Origin of the sequence: Paenibacillus whitsoniae (assembly GCF_003955665.1) — a bacterium.
Taxonomy (GTDB): Bacteria; Bacillota; Bacilli; order Paenibacillales; family NBRC-103111; genus Paenibacillus_E; species Paenibacillus_E whitsoniae.
Map to the genome: position 1 here is coordinate 115,067 of NZ_RXHU01000015.1, position 14,099 is coordinate 129,165.

8 protein-coding genes are annotated in these 14,099 nt (G+C 52.5%); all 8 read right to left on the reverse strand.

The window, feature by feature from the left end; all coding sequences use genetic code 11:
• Positions 1-45 precede the first annotated feature (45 nt).
• The 8 genes from EJQ19_RS05200 to EJQ19_RS05235 all read right to left on the reverse strand — a co-directional run bounded on the left by EJQ19_RS05200 (position 46) and on the right by EJQ19_RS05235 (position 14,005).
• Positions 46-2,865, reverse strand: a complete 2,820-nt coding sequence (locus EJQ19_RS05200; protein ID WP_126140134.1) for an endo-1,4-beta-xylanase — start codon at positions 2,863-2,865, stop codon at positions 46-48.
• Between the two features lie 96 nt (positions 2,866-2,961).
• On the reverse strand, positions 2,962-6,216 hold the full coding sequence (locus tag EJQ19_RS05205) for a right-handed parallel beta-helix repeat-containing protein (protein ID WP_126140135.1): 3,255 nt from the start codon (positions 6,214-6,216) through the stop codon (positions 2,962-2,964).
• Between the two features lie 87 nt (positions 6,217-6,303).
• A complete protein-coding gene (locus tag EJQ19_RS05210; protein WP_126140136.1) occupies positions 6,304-7,827 on the reverse strand; it encodes an extracellular solute-binding protein in 1,524 nt (507 codons plus the stop codon).
• A 62-nt stretch (positions 7,828-7,889) separates the two neighbouring features.
• On the reverse strand, positions 7,890-8,756 hold the full coding sequence (locus tag EJQ19_RS05215) for a carbohydrate ABC transporter permease (protein ID WP_126140137.1): 867 nt from the start codon (positions 8,754-8,756) through the stop codon (positions 7,890-7,892).
• Between the two features lie 19 nt (positions 8,757-8,775).
• On the reverse strand, positions 8,776-9,726 hold the full coding sequence (locus EJQ19_RS05220; protein ID WP_126140138.1) for an ABC transporter permease: 951 nt from the start codon (positions 9,724-9,726) through the stop codon (positions 8,776-8,778).
• A 165-nt stretch (positions 9,727-9,891) separates the two neighbouring features.
• Positions 9,892-11,490, reverse strand: a complete 1,599-nt coding sequence (locus EJQ19_RS05225) for a response regulator transcription factor (protein ID WP_126140139.1) — start codon at positions 11,488-11,490, stop codon at positions 9,892-9,894.
• The gene (locus tag EJQ19_RS05230; RefSeq protein ID WP_126140140.1) at positions 11,487-13,229 is read right to left on the reverse strand and encodes a sensor histidine kinase; all 1,743 of its coding nucleotides are present in this window, start codon (positions 13,227-13,229) and stop codon (positions 11,487-11,489) included. Before EJQ19_RS05230 ends, EJQ19_RS05225 begins: the two co-directional genes overlap by 4 nt.
• Positions 13,226-14,005, reverse strand: a complete 780-nt coding sequence (locus EJQ19_RS05235) for a helix-turn-helix transcriptional regulator (protein WP_126140141.1) — start codon at positions 14,003-14,005, stop codon at positions 13,226-13,228. The genes EJQ19_RS05230 and EJQ19_RS05235 overlap by 4 nt, the downstream gene beginning before the upstream one ends.
• Positions 14,006-14,099 lie beyond the last annotated feature (94 nt).

A 14,099-nucleotide genomic window follows, 5' to 3' on the forward strand; every position in this document is an offset into this window, starting at 1 on the left:
CGCCCCCAGGGCGGCCCTTTCGTTCCTTCTATTGCAGTGTGCCAGTTAAGGGGTCTCTACTTTGACGAAATCCATGGATTCGATGACAAAGGAACCACTGCCGCTGCCAGCCGGTATCCCGATGCCGACGGTCGCGCTGACGGGTCCAGTAACCGTGATATTTTTGGAAATGGTGACGTAATCGGTTCCTAGGTTCGTCTTGGGCTCAGAGACATAGTTCGCGCCTTGATACCATAAGTAGACGTTGGGATTTCCTTCTACCTTTTTGATTACCGCTGACAATCGATATGTTCCGGCTTCCTTGATTGAGACACCCGATTGTTTGATCGTAACGCGCTCCTCGCCGGAGGTCGTTTTCACCTGAACCGCATAGTTCCCAGCCTGCTGTCCTTGCACGGTGCAGATGCTGCCGCCCTTGCCAGATAAATAATCCCAGTTTTGCGGAGTCGCTGTACACAGGTTCATCCCGGGATCTCCGGTTAGATTGACAAAGTCCGCGTTCTTTAGCAATGATCTCGACTCCAGCGCAACTGCGCTTTTGACTTCAATCGGCCCTGAGCTTTCAATATAGGCTGTATTCGGAACGCGGATCACTTTATAGCCGTTCGCATCTGTTGTCACAGGGAGCGGCTTGTCGTAGAGATCTACAGCGGATACGATGTTTCCGCTAAACTTCATTTCGTAAGGCCCATCGACCGCATAGTCGGTGCCAATGATCGAAAGCGTGTTGCCATTGGTTAAACCGAAGGAATGTCTGACTTTAAATACTTGGGCAGAGACGCCTGGCCACGTCAGCAACTCCTTGACAGTGCTCGCCTTGCGGATTTTATTATTAAACACGCCCAATACGTAGTAATCCGGTGAAGGAGAAAGGGTATTGCGATTGAAAAACACATCGAACGTCCCCATATTGATAAATTTACTGTAACCCCACTTCAAATAATGAACGAACCATTCGACCGTTTTGTATAATCGTGTATCGGTATCCGGTGTTTGAAAGAGCATGTGCTCGGTCATCCAATATGAAGTGCCGGGACGGGCCGCCTTCAATTTATTCACCCAAGGTGTTGATTTCGAGGCTCCATCGATGATCTCGCTGTACCCATGGACATTATAAATGTCAAAGTAATCCGTGCCATTATGATACAGATTCGCTTGATCGAAAAAGGCTGTCGGCAGACTGACATTATTGGCTTCGTCCGAAAAGCCGCTCGTTAAAACCTGGGCATTCGGGTCTGCGCGCTTCACCTCCCGATACGCAATGGCAAGCAACTCCAGGTACTGGGCATTCGTCCCTGCAAACGTAGCCGCATTGCCTGAGCCTGGTTCTCCATTGAAATTCACTTCATTGTAGATTTCCCAGTACTTGACTTCACCTTTATAACGGCTGACCGTCTGATAGATGTAATTCGCCCATTCGCCTTCAAAATCTCTCGGCACCCACCGTTCAGGTCGTTTCGCCAGGTTGCTTGTATTCATAATGGCTTCCGTCGATGGGATCGTTGCCCAGCGGGATGGGTAGCCCAGCACACCTAGAACGTCAAGCCCTGCTGCCCGGCTTTTGGCAACATATTGGTCTGTCTTCTCCCAGTTGAAAGCCCCTTTCACAGGTTCAACCACATTCCAGAGAAAGACTTTGGCATCCGCCCACGTACGTGAGATTCGCGCATTCACATCTGTCCAGATCTTGGGGTCCCAATCATAGCGGGAATGAAATCCATAGAAGTCCGCATAGACCCCGTCCGTGACAGAGGCATTATTCGCCGGGAGCACGGCAATTGCGCTATCATAGCTGCTAAGCAGGCTGCTCCCTGAGAATACCTTCGTTTTCAGCTTGTAGTACCCTTGCCCATTCAGTTCAGGCAAAGCCAATTCATGAATGGCATATTTGCCATCGTTCGCTGATTGGACGGTGAAGCTTTTACTCATGACATCTTGATCGTAAGGATCCTTCGCGGCGATTTCCACCGTGTAATTCTGATTTTGTCCGCTGTAGTTCAGCGATAGCATAGGGAAGATAACGTTCTCCCCCGCAACGTATTGCTGCGTCTCTGCGCGCCAAGCCGGAGCCAACGTATGGTAATTCGTGGCTCTATGCCAATTGGTTCGATACCGCTCCACCGTCTTCATGTCATTCTTGACGAGCAGGCTTGTATCGCCGTCTGCCTGAAACTTACTATCGGGCACGCTTAGCAATTCTGAAGCAGCTAGCTCTCTTGTTGAGATTTTGAGCTGCTCCACGTTAAAGGGTTCCGATTTCTCCACCTGAAACACATGCGAATACATATCTTCCGTTAACGGCCCTGTAATCGCCACTTCACTGACAATGTTGTTTAAGCTGGCGAGCTGCTGTTGAATCCCATTTAGATATAAGCGGATGCGGCTAATGTTATTCGACGGCGTATAATTCCAGGATAAGGCCACATTAATACGCTCTCCCGGCGTGTAGGCAAAAGAAGTAAGCGCACCGCTAAACGATTCACTGCCATTTTTGCGATACACAAATTTCAATTGCGCGTTCTCTTCAGCAGGCGGGATATAAATGCCTAATAATGTATTACTGCCACTGCCTAGATCTTTCGAGGGCGTTACGGCAAATGCGAACTCATAGTCATTCCCCGATTCTTCGGCTGGCTTGGTTGGATGCATGGTCATTTCAATTGTGCCTTGATCAGGGCGAAGAATGCCTCGCGTGTAATGCTTAAACAATGTGTCGTTCTGGTAGTAATACGTATTCTGTGCATTGGCAGTGGCCGCATTCCCAATTGAGGGCGCAAGCGGCAACGCTGTAAGTGCTAGAACTGAAATCATCAACCATATCAGGATGGCTCTACTCGGGATTCTGTTCCTTGATTTAGATCTCATGCTTTCAACCTCCTTTGATTGTATTAAAAACCAGATTCCCCCAACAACTGGACAAAAAGAAGATATTCCTGACAATCCTACGAACTAAATGCTTAGCTATTCACCGCTTATTCTGGCTGCCATAAACGCCATGTCGCTCATGCCAACGACTCCGTCATGATCCACGTCCGCAACCTGCGCCTCTGACCAATTCGAACTGGCTGTTGTACTGCCATAGTAGTAAGCGACGATCGCCAGATCGCCAACGGTAATACCGGGTTGACCGTTAATATTGCCGGTTTCAGTCAATATGCGGGCCGATTCGAAATAGCTGATCGCTGCTTCCAATGCTTGAAGCGCAGCATCCACTTCAGCTTGCGCAGCGTTGTCCGACTGAACGATCGCTTGTGCGGCAAGAAGCGCTGCGGTAAGCCCCGGCCCTCTAAGCGCAAGAGTCCCAGGGAAATAGCTGCCGATCGCATAGCCTTCTACGGCACCCTGCATAAGCGCTTCGCCTGCTGCAATCCTCGCAATCAGCTCTTCTTTGTTCACATGCCCGAGAATTTGAATCGTATAGCTGGCCGCGCCCACATTCGTTTCCACACCCTGCCCGGTGGCAATTTTCACTTGTTGAGCGGCAAACCCGGACGTACTGGAAACCGACGTTTCCTTGGCTGTAAACTTCAATTCCACTACGCTTGCTGCCCCGGATATCGCATTGCTGCTTCCTAGGCCGGCAAGGACCAAATGAATTTTGCCCTGTGCGGCTTGCTGCTGCTCCTGAACAATCTGGATGCCGCTGCGAGCGCTTTGGGCGCTAACATATTCCAAGCGTTCCGGGTCATATACAACGGAAAATTCCAAAGCAGATACGTTCAGCACATCCTTGAGACCTGCAGTTAGGACCATATCCTCGCCTGAACGGACATTCATCGGCCCTGTGAGGACGAGCGCTGCCGTTGGGTCTGTCCCTGGGTCTGGCTGAGCCTGAATTTGAAAAGAAACCTGCGTTACGTTATAAACATCATCCGTAACCGTTAAACGATAGAAGCCTGGATCGTGAATTACCGTTCCTGACAAGAAGTTGGGATTCACCAGAATCTCCGTCTCCAGCGTGACCGGGGACAAGAGGTACTCGGTTGCCCATTCGCTTACTTCCTTGTCGACTTTGCCATCTGGAGCATCCACGGTTGAGACAATCTCGTAAGTCCCTGTCTCCGTCTGCCTTTCCCCGGTCAACGTTGATAAGCGGTAGAGCATGCCTCTTCCTTTGTTAAATACCGGCGTAACGTCGCCTGTATATAATTGACCGTCGACGACACCCGTCACAACCGGCGCTGCCGTGTCAATGGTGAAACCGACGATGGTCGTCTGCGAGCGATACGTCACACGCAGCTCATAGACGCCGGACTGTGCAATCGGCGTGCCAGACAGATAGGCAATCGGCGTATCGCCATTGCGCGTGAGCCAGGCTTCCCCACGATCGTAGGTCGCTGCAACAACGCTGCCGTAGACCTGCCCGTTCATCACGCCGGTCACAACCGGTGCTGGGATGAACGGATGCTGTTCCTCATAAGCGCCGATGTCTGGCGCATCCCCCGCTGGAATCGGATTGCCTAGAAAATCAACGGCAAGGCCGACATTAGCCCCGGCGTCAATGGCAGGCGATATCGGCTGCAAGGCATAATTGGGCTGACTCGTATCCATGAACAGCGGATCGCCCATTATGGCGTGCAGATCCTGATTCTTTTCTACTGAATAGCTGGTCGAAGCCCCAAACATCTGATTGGCTTTGTAGATCTTCTCGGTTCCGCCTTGATTCCAGTACACGCCGCCAGCGTTCGCATCTGAACGCGCATATAAATTATGGTCGATCGTAAGTCCGCTAATCGCTGCTTCGTTATCGGCGTGGAAGGACATCATGTAGTTGCCTTCATTGCCGGCGATCACATTGTTGACGACAGCAACATTGTGCAGCGCGCCGTACGCCCCTGGAACGGTCTTTCCTTGAACCCGGATGAACACCGCCGCTTCCCTGTTGACCACATCCGCTTTAAAGCGTGAACTGGCAATCGTGTTGTTGTAGACCGTTGTACCGTCAATGAGGCCAAGCTTGGTATTTAAATAAATCCCTGAATTAAAATAGTCTGTCGAAGTGACCTTGCCGGCATGATGAATGAGATTGTGGTGGATCGAGGTGTTGGTAGCATCTGCGGAAGAGGTAAAGATAAGAATGCCTGAGCGGTACACATCATGAATGTGGTTTTGCTGAATGATGGTTTCGGTGGAAGAATCCACTAGAATACCTGCGTGGTATAAGTTCCCCCTTGCGGATGTTCCGCCTTTGCCTTTGTAAATATCACGGCCGATCTGATCGATTTCATTTTTTTCAATCGTATTCTGCTTGGAATTCGCGCCAGCGGCCCCGCCCACGATTTGGATTCCGACGGTGTCTCCATCGTCCGTATCAAGCAGACCAATGCCGTGCACATGATTGCCGCTTATGACATTATTCGAAGCCCCTCCCTCCAAGGCAATGCCGAAATAATTCATATCGTAAATCTCGTTATTGAGGAGCTGAATATCACTAGCCCCGCTAATGCGCACCCCCGCTCTGTCCACGCCATGAATACTGGAATTTTTAATCGTGACATGATGACTCCCCGTACCGATGAACATGACAAAGTCGTATCCGCCACGGAAGTCTATACCATCAAGAATAAGGTAATTTTTTCCATTTGAAGAAAAAGCAAAGGTGCCATTTTTTTTCGCTACTTCGATGACATGATCGTTGAGCGTTCCTGTTGATGGTTTGTAATACACACTCCCCGTGACAGAGTCTGCGACGAAGGAGCCTGGCGTCAACGAACCGATCGTCGGGCCTTGCAATCGGGCATCGATATGATTGCCGGTCAGCCGTTTCCCATCTTCCAGCATAACGATCCTCAAGGCATCCCCCGTCAGTCCCGTTTGCTTATACTCGCCGTTGGCATCCGGGCCCACCCAGGAATCCGCTCGCGCTGCGCCGCTGATCACCGGCTGTGCCAACGAGGGGTCGCCATAGGCGCCGAATCGGATCGGATCGCTGCTCGTTCCGGAGGCTATAGGGCGTAGCGTAACCCCCTGCCAAGTCTGCCCGCTTTTAAACAACACCTGATCTCCGGGCTGCAGGGACACACTGTTCACCTTCGTAATCGTTCTCCAGGCTCCCTCGGATGAAAGCCCATCATTGTTGTCGTTTCCATCCGAGGCATCCACATAGTACGCAACTCCAGCCGCATGAGCGGTATGCGACAGGGCCAACATCCCGATTACACCCAAGCAAACCATGAACAAGAGTACAATTTCTTTGCGAATTCGATTGGCTAACAAACCATTTGCCTCCTTTCGATTTACATGTGAGAGGCCGCTCAGTTCTTCCTGAACATGAACGACCTCCTGCTCTTTCAGTGCCCAAAGCTATTTCTTCTTCGTGTACCACTCGTTCATTGCGTCGATGGCCGCTTTGCCGCCTTTGGCGTTAAACTCCTCTACGAATTTGTCGAACTCGCCAAGATCGCGTTTGCCCATAATAAATTTGAGGGCATTCTCCTCCGTAAAATTGCGCAGCTCTGTAAATTTCGTGTCATACGCATCGATAGCTGGCGCATAGGCCGTTTCTTCGCGGTTTTGTTTGAATTTCAGCAGCGGCTCGTAGTAGGGTAGGAAGCCTTTGGCCTTCAAACGGGCGTTGAAGCTTGGGTCGGTATCGCCGAAGAAGTAGAGCGTGCGCCACGCGATATTGTTGCTCTGATCCAGCGTCTGCACAGGTTCGCCGTTCTCCACCTTGTAATCCTGGCCCTCAATGCCGTAGGTCAGGAACTTATCCGTTTCGCTGCTCAGAATGTAGTTGATATATGCTGCGGCGCCTTCCTTATTTTTAGCTTGCTTCGGAATGACGACATAGGAGGCCGGGATGCCTTCCTCCTGGAAGCCGGACTGTCCGTTCTTGCCGGCAATCGGAGCAATATATTGGAGCGTACCGCCGTTTTTCTTCTCAGCGATGGACTTGTCGATCGCGTAAGCATCCGCCCAGTATACGGAACTAAAGGCGGCTGTGCCGTTGATCATTTTATCTTTAATATCTTTATTAATGGCAAATTCCTGATCAATCAGCCCTTCCGAGTACCATTTTTTCATTTCGGTAAGAAATTCCTTATACTCCGGCTGCAGCCACGAGAAGACCAGCTTGCCGTCCTTCACCATCGTTGCGTTGCCGACGCCGTACGTTGCCGCATATGGAGCGAACGACCCCATGAATGCCCCGGGATTGCCGCCGGTCGCAGTGAGCGGAGCGATGTTTTTCTTCTCCTTGATCGTTTTCAACGTCGTATACATGTCATTCATCGTCGCAGGATCTTTCAGACCGAGCTCCTTCAGAATGTCAGTGCGTTCCAGCATCCCGTTGCCAACTTTTTGCGCGACTCGGACCGGCATGCCGTAAATTTTGCCGTCAAGGCGAGCTGCGTCTGTAATTTCCTTGGGGAGATAGGTGGACATGTTCGGGATATACGTCTTGATCAAATCGTCCAGCGGTTCGAAAGCCCCCTGCTGCGCCAGCTTGAAGTAATTTGATTTGCCGTTGACCCATAGAATATCAGGCACATCGCCGGAAGCGAGAATAATCGAAACCTTTTGATCGGAATTATCTTTGGGCAGCGATTCGTATTTGACGTTAAAGCCGGACTTCTCTTTCAAAACGTTGACGAGCTTATTGTTGTTCATCGTATCGGAGCCCTTGAACTGCTCCATCGACGGATGGTAAACCCGCATGACCGTTACATCCTTGTTCTTCACACCGCCGGCATTCGTTGCCGTACTCGAGGATCCAGGCGTAGACGTGGACGTGCTTGTACCGCCCCCCTCGTTGCCTCCACACGCAGCCGCAACGCCGGCCAGCAGGATCGTCGATAATCCGAGAAATGCCATTTTTTTCATATTCATGCATATACCCTCCCTTTGTCATCTCATGCTTATGTTAAGCTTCGCACAGATCCAGGGCAGCGCTACCCTTTCACCGCACCAATCATAACCCCTTTGACGAAATACCGTTGAATAAATGGATATACGAACAATATCGGCAGCACCGCACATAAAATCGCCGCAGCCCGAACGGTCTCGGGCGTCACTTCGCGAAAGACGTCGCTGACGACCAGATCCGCCGACTTCTCGTCCGTGACGAGTTGGAGCAAAAACATTTGCAGCGGCATCCACGCTCGATCCGTGATATACATCATGGCCTGGAAAAATTGGTTCCAGTACCCCACTGCGTAGAACATCCCGACAGTCGCCAACGACGGCACCGAGAGCGGCAAGTAAATCGCGAACAGAATGCGGAAGTTTGAAGCGCCGTCCATCCGGGCCGACTCCTCCAATGCGTCAGGGACGCCCATAAAGAAATTGCGGATCAGGATCAAATTAAATGGCGCCAGCGCCCCCGGCAGAATCAGCGCCCACAGCGAGTTGAGCAGCCCGACGCCTTTTACCACCAGGTATGTCGGAATGAGCCCGCCGCTGAAGAACATCGTAATGACGAACAGCAGCATCATGAAGCGTGTATACGGCAGCCCTTTGCGTGATAAGGGATAAGCCGCCAGCACGGTAAGCGCCATCGAGATCAGCGTACCGATCACGGTGATGAAGATCGAGTTGCCGAAAGACGTATAGAACTGTTTGTTGGACAGGACATACTCGTATGAAATCGTTGTGAACCCTCGAGGCCACAGCACAATATCTTTCGCCAGCACATGCGCCTCGGAGCTGAATGATTTGGCCGCAATATGGATAAACGGCAGAATCATTGTCAAGGACAGCAGCGTGAGCAGCACTACATTGATATAGCTGAATACATTTTCCCCTTTTGAACGGAGCATCTTGCCGCCTCCTTTCCCTTTAGTATATCCCTTCCTCGCCCATGCGTCTGGCGATCGTATTCGCCATCACGAGCAGGATGCAGCCGATCACCGATTTGAATAAGCCGGCGGCCGTTGTCAAACCGAACTGCATGGTCCCTAATCCCACGCGGAATACGTAGGTATCGATAATATCGCCGACATCATAAACCGTCGGATTATACATGACGAGCACCTGCTCAAAGCCCGCATCCAGCACATGTCCGATCCGCAGCAGAAGCAGGATCACGATGGTCGAGCGAATCCCCGGCAGCGAAATGTGCCAGATTTGCCGCAGCCGGCCTGCACCGTCCACCGTCGCCGCCTGAAACAATTCTTCATTGATGCCGAGAAGCGCCGCCAAATAAATGATCGCGCCCCAGCCGATTTCCTTCCACGTGTCGGAGAAAACGAGAATCCAGCGGAACAGCCCCTCGTCGGATAAAAAGAAAATCGGCTGGAAGCCCAGCGCCTGGATCACTTTGTTCACAATGCCGCTGTTCGGTGACAGCAGATCGACGGCGATGCCGCCGATGACGACCCATGAGATAAAGTGGGGCAAATAAGTGACCGTCTGTACGGCGCGTTTGAACTTCTCCAGTCGGAGCTCGTTCAGCAGCAGCGCCAAGGCGATCGGTGCGGGAAATCCAACAATCAGCTTCATGAGAGAAATCAGCAGTGTGTTGCGGATGACGCGTGGAAATTCATCGAACGTGAACAGCTCGCGAAAATATTGCAACCCCACCCATTTGCTATGAAACACGCCCTGGATCAGGTTGTAATCCTTGAAGGCGATGATGACGCCGTACATCGGCACATATTTGAATATGATCAGGAAGACGAGCGCCGGAAGCACCATTAGATACAAATCCCAGTACCTCAACAGCGGATGCCTTTGGGCACGTTTCTCCCGCTGCCGATCTCGAATCGATGTCAGTGTTGCAGCTTTCATGTTGTCTCTCCTCTCTTGGAAGCGTTTTTTATGAGGTATGAGACCATCATAGACCTTTTTCCGTTCTTTTCGTATTCACCTTCTTTTACTATCGTTGCAACTTTTTTTACTTGTTGGCACAACGCAGGGACAAAAAGAAAGAAGCCGCTGATCGGCTCCTCCCCGCTATTTATTCATCTCGCTGGGCTTGACGCCCCAATATTTCTGGAAGCTCTTGGAGAAATAGTTAACGTGCTTGTACCCGACCTGCTCGGCCACATCGTACACTTTGAGCCCCTTCGCCAAGAGCTCCTTCGCCTGCTCCATCCGCATTCGCAGCACATAGTCGGAGAATGACTCGCCGGTTACCTCCTTGAACGTCCGGCTCAAATACGAATAATTGACATAGAGCTGACCGGCGACCGCGTACAAACTCAGCTCTTCCTCGTGCAGCCGTTCCCGGGTATACCGGATCACCTCTTCAACCGTCAGCTGAGCGCCGGACTTGCGCTGTCCGGTAATAGCGTCGCCAATACGCGCCGACATGCGGAGCAGCCACTCTTCAATCTGCTCCCGTGCGAGCAGGCGGCCAAAGCTTTCAAAATACGCATAATCGTTCCCTAGCGTTTCGCTCAGCGTCCAGCCCTGACCATGCACGATGCCGGCAAGAAGGCACATCAGACGCAGCAGTTGCTCTTTCGCTTCGGTGAGCGGCTTGTCCGGCCCGAAGCCTTGCTCCATCAGCCGGGCCACAATCTCCTGCCTGCGCTCCGCATGGCCGGACAGAATGGCCAGCTCCAGCTCCTTTTCCAGCTGGCCGAGCTCCGCCTGCCGCTTGGCGCCGATGCTCGCGCCTCGGTACGGAATGGCGACATCGTGCCCCAGCACAATCCGTTCCTGAAGCGCAGCGCGACTGTGCTTATACGCCAGAGGCAGCAGCGCCGGCGTCGCGGCGATGGAACCGATGCCCGCGCTGGCCGTTAACTTCAGGCAGTCCTTGACCGTGCCAAGGAGCCGGGCGATGAGCGGATTGACCAGGCTATACAGCTCGTCTTCGCCGTAAGCCGGCGGTTTGATGAATAGCGCGACCACCATGCCGTCGTCCTCCTGAATGACCGCACAGTCCTCGCCCTCTAGCAAATCTCTCGCAATCGTATACAGCGAGAATTGTACCAGAGCCCGGTCGTCCGCTTGGAACCGTTCATTTCTCTTCAAAATCGGATCCATATCCAGCGTCACGGGCAGCATGAGACCCGCCTGCCCTTCCAGCTTCAGATCGCGGCGGTGCCTGTCCAACTCCCATTCGGCATAACGGCCATGGAGCCAGCCTTTATAGAACATTGCCTTCAAATGGGGCACATGCTCCTGCCACCGGCTTTCCAACTGCGCAAGATGATGCGCCTCGCGCAGATCTTTTTCGCGCTGCGCTTTCGCTTCCAGCACCGCACCCGCAATCTCCTCATTGTCTGCCGGCTTGATCAAATATTTCAACACACCGTGCTCGATGCCTTGCCGCGCGTATTCAAAATCATCATAGCCGGTCAGAATAATCAGCTTGATATAGGATGCCTGCCGCCGCACTTCCCCGGCGAGTTCGAGGCCGCTCATTTCCGGCATTTGAATGTCCGTCAGAATGATGTCGACATGATCGCTGCGCACAACAGCCAGCGCTTCGCTACCCGTCGACACGGCATCGACCAGCTCAACCCCTAGCTCCCGCCAATCAATCCCCTCCGCCAGACGCTCACGCACATGCGGTTCATCTTCCACAATTAACAGCCTCATAGCTCCTCATCCTCCTGTTTCACCGGAATTGTCAGGACGACAGTCGTCCCTTGACCGAATACACTTTCAACCGTGACATCCGCCTTCTCACCGTAGTACAGCTTCAGACGGGATTTCACATTTTTCAGCCCAAAATACATCTTCGACGGACTTCCCTCCGCCTGCCGATACGACCGGCTTGTAATCAGATTCAACGCCTGCTGCAGATCAGCCAGCTTCTCCGGCGGGATACCCTGCCCGGTATCCTTAACCTCGATGCTCAGCTTGTCCGCCTCAAGCGAAGAACGAATGGACAGCTCGCCGCCCTGCCGATTGCGTTCCAAACCATGCACGATCGCATTTTCCACCACCGGCTGCAAAATCAGTTTCAGCAGAACAAGCGGCTTCGTTCGCTCCTCGAGCTGAATGTTCACCGTAAGATGATCCGAACGCAGCTGCTGAACCCGAATGTAATACATAAGATGCTGAATCGTTTCCTCCAGCGTAAACGTCTCTCTCCCCTTACCCAGACTAACACGGAAAAACCGCGCCAAATTAATGACCATATCGCTGATCACATGCACCTTATGCTTCAGCGCGACCGAGTAGATGGAATCCAGCGTGTTATAGAGAAAATGCGGATTAATCTGCGACTGCAGCAAGCTGAATTCCGTCTTGGCGAGCCGCAGCTCTTTGGCGTAATCTTCCTCGATCATTTGCCGCTGCGCTTCCGCCATCCGATTGAAGCCGTTCATCACATAGCCGAACTCGTCCTTGCGGCGATGCTTCACGCGGGCGGACAAGTTCCCTCCGCTGAACTGCTTGAACGCGCCGGACAACTCGCTAAGGGGCTTTGCAATTGCGGCATAGACGAGCCAGGCCGTCCAGACGGCCAGTACGATACTGACCGCGATAATCCAGTAGGTGATTTGTTGGAGCTGGTGCGACAGCTTGAACAATTCCACGCGCGGCTGCTGCAGTTGAATCGACCAGAAGCCGTTGCCTGCCTGGATGGACAAGTCTTTCTTTTCCGAATCCAAGGCGACCGCCGGCTGCTGCCTATTCGTATCCAGCACAAACTCCTCGTTGTAATACAGCGTGATATTCATGTTCGCTGACGTCTGTAAGTGCTGAATAATTTGGCGAAAAGAGGACTTGTCCACCGCCAGCACGAGCACGTTCGGCTCCTTGTTGCGGCTGAGCACATCCAGCAGCCTGGCAAAATAGATCGTATCCCGCGTCAAATACTTGGAGGCGCCGGAATTGGAGGCGGTCGGTACATACACGACAAGGCCGCCGTTCGCGTCCAGCGTCCGCCTGAACCACGTCTCCTGATTCACCCCCGGCCATTTAATGCCGCCGGTCGCTGTGGAGAGCCCATTCTCACTGCTCCCATGCAAAATAAAAGCATCTTTGATCGCGCCATTGACATTGGTCAAGGCGGTCAGCTGCTGTTGCACCGTATGAAGCTCATACAGGTGCTCCGGACTTAACGGATCGTCGATATTGTTCCAGACGTCGACAATCGTCGGGTTCGAGCCGATCAGCAGCGTTTGCTGATCCATATTTTTGGTCAGCTGCTCGATGTACTCGAGCGTCGTCAGCAGCGCGCCCCGCGTGCGGTCGTTGATCTGTCCGTTCAGGATGCGCTGCGAATAATCGTTAGAGAAAATGCTGACAAACACCAGCGGCAGCAAAATAAGCAAAAACGTGCCGGTCAGTTTGAATTGAATCGAATGTAAGCGCTCTACAATTCTCATGTCAGCCGCTGCACCTCCCGCACGATGGACGAGGGCGGGTAGCCCATCGTTTTTTTGAATACCCGATTGAAATGCGCCTGGTCGCTGTAGCCCAGATAGTCGGACACCTCGCGAATCGTCATGCGGGTATTCAGGATCAGATCCCGCGCCGCATGAACGCGAACTTGATGCATGTAACTGATCGGCGTCAAGCCCGTCACTTCCTTGAACGACTGCGTGACATAATTCGGCGCTCGGTCGACAAGCCGGGCCAGCTCCTCAATCCGAATCGGCTCGCGGTAGTGCGCCGCAATGTATTTCTGAACCTCGCTCATCAGGCGCAGCTTGACGGAGGTGAACCGGCTGTCCATCGTTTCCTGAACGAAGCAGCCGAGCAGTTCAATCGCGATACCGCTGCAAATCACATCGGCGAAGGGCAATTGCCCGAACCAATGCTGCGATAAAATGGTGAACCGCTGCTTCATATAGTCATAGCTGCGGGCTCGCAGCATGCGATAGCCGCCTGTGTCCGCCAGCAGCTCCCGACCCCGCTCATCCAGATGGAAGTGCGCGGAATATTTCTGATGCGGCCCATCCGCCGCGTTCTCGCCGGCGCGCATGACCCCTTTGCGAATCAGCAGCAGGTCCCCTTTTTCAAGCAGCAGCGTCTCGTCCTCCAAGGTATACAGAACACTGCCATGCGTGACCAAAATCAAAATATCCGTCAACGTCGCCTCGGCTTCCTTGCGCCACTCCGCATGCATATCGTCCAGATACACCGATACCAGCTCCAGCACAGCTTCGCCTCCTCTCTTTTAACAAAACCTTAGAATCGTTCAAATAGAAATGGTTTTCTCAATGGTTTTCGATGCTGATTATCTCTACAATGAA

What these genes read in the sequence shown, in the direction of transcription:
- EJQ19_RS05225 (WP_126140139.1), bottom strand. Translation starts at nt 11,490, where the DNA reads ATGAGGCTGTTAATTGTGGAAGATGAACCGCATGTGCGTGAGCGTCTG.
- EJQ19_RS05215 (WP_126140137.1), bottom strand. Translation starts at nt 8,756, where the DNA reads ATGCTCCGTTCAAAAGGGGAAAATGTATTCAGCTATATCAATGTAGTG.
- EJQ19_RS05220 (WP_126140138.1), bottom strand. Translation starts at nt 9,726, where the DNA reads ATGAAAGCTGCAACACTGACATCGATTCGAGATCGGCAGCGGGAGAAA.
- EJQ19_RS05200 (WP_126140134.1), bottom strand. Translation starts at nt 2,865, where the DNA reads ATGAGATCTAAATCAAGGAACAGAATCCCGAGTAGAGCCATCCTGATA.
- EJQ19_RS05210 (WP_126140136.1), bottom strand. Translation starts at nt 7,827, where the DNA reads ATGAATATGAAAAAAATGGCATTTCTCGGATTATCGACGATCCTGCTG.
- EJQ19_RS05230 (WP_126140140.1), bottom strand. Translation starts at nt 13,229, where the DNA reads ATGAGAATTGTAGAGCGCTTACATTCGATTCAATTCAAACTGACCGGC.